Here is a 3,392-nt window from a genome sequence, read left to right as displayed (position 1 = left end):
CTACTTTCGCCGGAGAATATCAAACGGGCGGTGACAGCATCCTGCGAACCACCAAATACGGGCATAAACAATTAGCAATTACCAAAATTCTGGCGGCATTTACACTTTTCGTTGTTACTTTCCTTGTCGGGATCACGGTACACATTCTGATTTTAGATGCAGCGTTCGGGACGGATTGCTTAAAAACATCGTTTCAGATGCGATACTCTATCATTAATCTGCCAAACATCAATCTGGGGCAGTTGCAGATAATTCTCGCAGCAGCGGGCTTACTTTCTGTATTAGCAACGGTTAGCTGTACGTTGTTCCTGTCTGCAAAATGTAAAGACACATTGACAGTTTTGCTGATTTCTATTGTAGTTCTTCTCATGCCGCTTTTTGCTTATGTGGCGATGGGAGCAACATGGCTCTCTACCATACTTCCATCTGCCGGAATTGGTATGCAGAACAATTTCCTTTCTCAGCTTGCAGATTTCAATTATCTGAATATCGGTGGAATGAGTTTCTGGACACCGCATGTTATTTTGATTTCGGCAGGAATTGAATTATTTGTGTTTACATTCTTGGCGATTCATTCCTATTGCAGACATCAGGTAGCATAAAAGAAGTTCAAAATAGAACGAATAGGTTATCTGCAGCGCGACGGCAAAAGAAAAAAAGCCGTCGCAGAGCAGACACATTTTCACGCGCCTATGAAACGGCGGCTTTGATTTTCAGAGCCGCCGTTTCTTTGCATTTGCACAAACCTATGATGAATTTTCTGGAAATATTGTGGTTAATAGCGATTTAAACTGTTGTATTTGTTTAAAAATTAAAAAATATCTAATGAGTCTTCCGCATCTACCCACATCTGCAAATTTCCATCAAGATATAATTTTGCATATTCAAGAGGTTCATCAATGGCGAGTGCGTTTAATGCACAGTCTGATCCTGGTGTGGTTTTTAAGTTCTTTTCAGCTTCCCAACAGTCAATGCGGAGCATATAGCCAACAGAGGTGTAAACATCAATACTGTTGCGCTTGGGATTGTATTCTGCAAATATTGTTCTCATCGTATCAAATCTCCTTTTCGTTAAATCAATCATTTGTTGCAAAAATCAGAAGCATTTCAATCAGTTCACCATGTCGCTTTTATTTTGTGTTATACTGTTTTATATAATTTTCTTGGTCTCCGCTTCGCTACGGTCGGTGCAAAGCGGACATCCACTGGATGTCCTGCATCCTTGTATTTGCCCTTATCAGAGTTCGTAAACACTGGTGGGACGATATAACACAAGGGAAACAATAAGGGAAAGCTCACCTGCGACAAATCCAGTGTTTTCAAGGGCCTGCGGAGAATTTAATAACATAATATAACAGTTATTATAATCTCTTAAAACAGGTGAAATCTCAATCGGAATTTGGAAAGGGGTGCACTGCCATGCTGAGAAAGTTGAATTGTTTTTTAAACATCGTTATTGGTTCATTCATAGGAATTTTTATTGGGTACGGAATTTATAAGTTCTGGCACTTTAAAACTTATCCAAATTTATATGCCATGCAGTCTGCACCATGGTACACAGAGTTACTGTTGGATGGTGCCATGGTGGTCGTTGTGGTGGTCGTATGTATTATCCTAAAGCTGATTATTTGGAAAAAGTTAAAGCCATAACTTCATATTTGAGAAAGGAGATGGCAAATATGTGGTGGTCTATTGGTGGTGGAATCATAATCTTTGCGTTAGGTATGTTTATCTTCTTAAAGCCGGGCTTAATATGGAAATTAACAGAAGAATGGAAATCTTATCGTGCAGATGAACCATCTGAGTTCTATTTGAAAGCCACAAAAATCGGTGGTGCTTTATTTGCCCTATTTGGAATTATTATGATTATGCTTCCATTTATTTTGGAGTGACAATTTCAAGTTTGTAAGGAACAGAAACTTTGAAGTTATAGGAGATTAAATATGATTTGGCAACAGGATATACAGGACGCTATTTTTAAACATATAGCAGAACAAATGAAATGTAGTGTAGATGAATTACATTCTGGTGAAACTAATTTTATCATGGACGAAACTGTTTCAAAACGCTATGTAAAAATTCTTAGTGTAGGTGATACAAATGTTGTAACAGTATCTAAAAATATTTATTCGGAGGCTATGAGATGCCTTCGTGGAAAAAACAGAGATGAGTTGTATGAGAGCGATTTTGTATTTGGTCAAACATTGCATTATGTTCCGGATTTAAGTCAAATGACCATATTACCTTATACTAATGATTTTACATTTGAATTACTGGTTAGTGATGAAATTCAAAAATTGCGAGGAATACATGGTTTCGATAATTCATTATCATTTGACGAAGATGGTAATACTACGACATGTATTGTTCTATATGCAAAGAAAAATGACGAAATTGTTGCATTAGCAGGAGCCTCAATTGTAGATGATGACTTACGTGAGATTGGGATTGATGTAAAAAAGGAGTATCGTAGAAAAAACTTGGCTTCATTATTAGTACATAATTTGACTGTTGCAATAATGGAACAGGATAAAATCCCCTTTTATAGTGCTTCTGTAACAAATATAGCATCACAGGCAGTTGCAATTCGTAGCGGTTATATGCCATTATGGACAGATACATATGGAACTAGAGGTATTTGTTGATAGGAAGAACTGATAACAAGGTGAAATTTCAGTTGACCGAGTTCTTTAGAACGAAGGATTGGTGGATTAGAAAGTGTCTTTTACAGGAAGGGGATTAGATGAATGATCAATTCTTACAAGGGGTAATATTCGATTGGGATAGAATTGATAACGATAGTTATTTAAAGAGAATTAAGGCTTTTAAGGGGATTCAAAAACTTGATTTCAACAAAGCAATCACCTTTTTTGTCGGAGAAAATGGCAGTGGTAAATCAACTTTATTGGAGGCACTTGCGGTAGCACATGGTTTTAATCCTGAAGGTGGAACAAAGAATTATGTTTTTTCTACGCATGATACACATTCAGAGCTGTGTGATGCGATAAGAATTTCCAAAGGTTATCGGAAGGAAAAGTGGGGTTATTTTCTTAGGGCTGAAAGTTTTTATAATGTTGCAACGAAGGAAGAAGAATATGCAGATCTCGCACACCCTTCTGCCAAATATCATGAAAAATCACATGGAGAGAGTTTTCTCGCATTGGCACAGAACAATCTGCATCCAAATGGCTTGTATCTTTTTGATGAGCCGGAAGCTGCATTATCCCCACAGAGACAGCTTACATTGTTGATGCAAATATATAGTTGTGCAAAAGAGGGAGCACAGTTTATTATAGTTACGCATTCGCCGATTTTGTTAGGAATACCAGATGCAGATATCTATTGTTTTGATAATGGACGCATACATCTGTGCGAATATGAGGATACAGAGA

At 37.4% G+C, this 3,392-nt stretch carries 5 protein-coding genes and 1 pseudogene; 5 read left to right on the top strand and 1 reads right to left on the bottom strand.

Annotated elements, in window-relative coordinates:
• Positions 1-602, top strand: a pseudogene (locus M72_RS17720) (ABC transporter permease); the annotation flags it as partial.
• 209 nt (positions 603-811) lie between these two features.
• On the opposite strand, the gene M72_RS12345 reads toward M72_RS17720, so the two are convergent.
• Positions 812-1,051: a DUF6061 family protein gene (locus M72_RS12345; protein ID WP_003505342.1), complete on the bottom strand. Its 240-nt coding sequence runs from the start codon at positions 1,049-1,051 to the stop codon at positions 812-814.
• A gap of 368 nt (positions 1,052-1,419) precedes the next feature.
• Between M72_RS12345 and M72_RS12340 the strand changes: the two genes are divergently transcribed.
• From M72_RS12340 to M72_RS12325, 4 genes are all read left to right on the top strand, one after another.
• Positions 1,420-1,650, top strand: a complete 231-nt coding sequence (locus M72_RS12340; RefSeq protein WP_055068435.1) for a hypothetical protein — start codon at positions 1,420-1,422, stop codon at positions 1,648-1,650.
• A gap of 29 nt (positions 1,651-1,679) precedes the next feature.
• On the top strand, positions 1,680-1,892 hold the full coding sequence (locus M72_RS12335; protein ID WP_020993599.1) for a DUF6199 family natural product biosynthesis protein: 213 nt from the start codon (positions 1,680-1,682) through the stop codon (positions 1,890-1,892).
• 51 nt (positions 1,893-1,943) lie between these two features.
• Positions 1,944-2,645: a GNAT family N-acetyltransferase gene (locus M72_RS12330; protein WP_055068434.1), complete on the top strand. Its 702-nt coding sequence runs from the start codon at positions 1,944-1,946 to the stop codon at positions 2,643-2,645.
• Positions 2,646-2,743: 98 nt separating this feature from the next.
• On the top strand, positions 2,744-3,392 hold a 649-nt coding region (locus M72_RS12325), incomplete at its 3' end, for an AAA family ATPase (RefSeq protein ID WP_055068433.1).

The organism is Roseburia faecis (assembly GCF_001406815.1).
Taxonomy (GTDB): domain Bacteria; phylum Bacillota; class Clostridia; order Lachnospirales; family Lachnospiraceae; genus Roseburia; species Roseburia faecis.
Note: the sequence above shows the minus strand (reverse complement) of the source record. Positions and strands in the feature narration are given on the sequence as shown.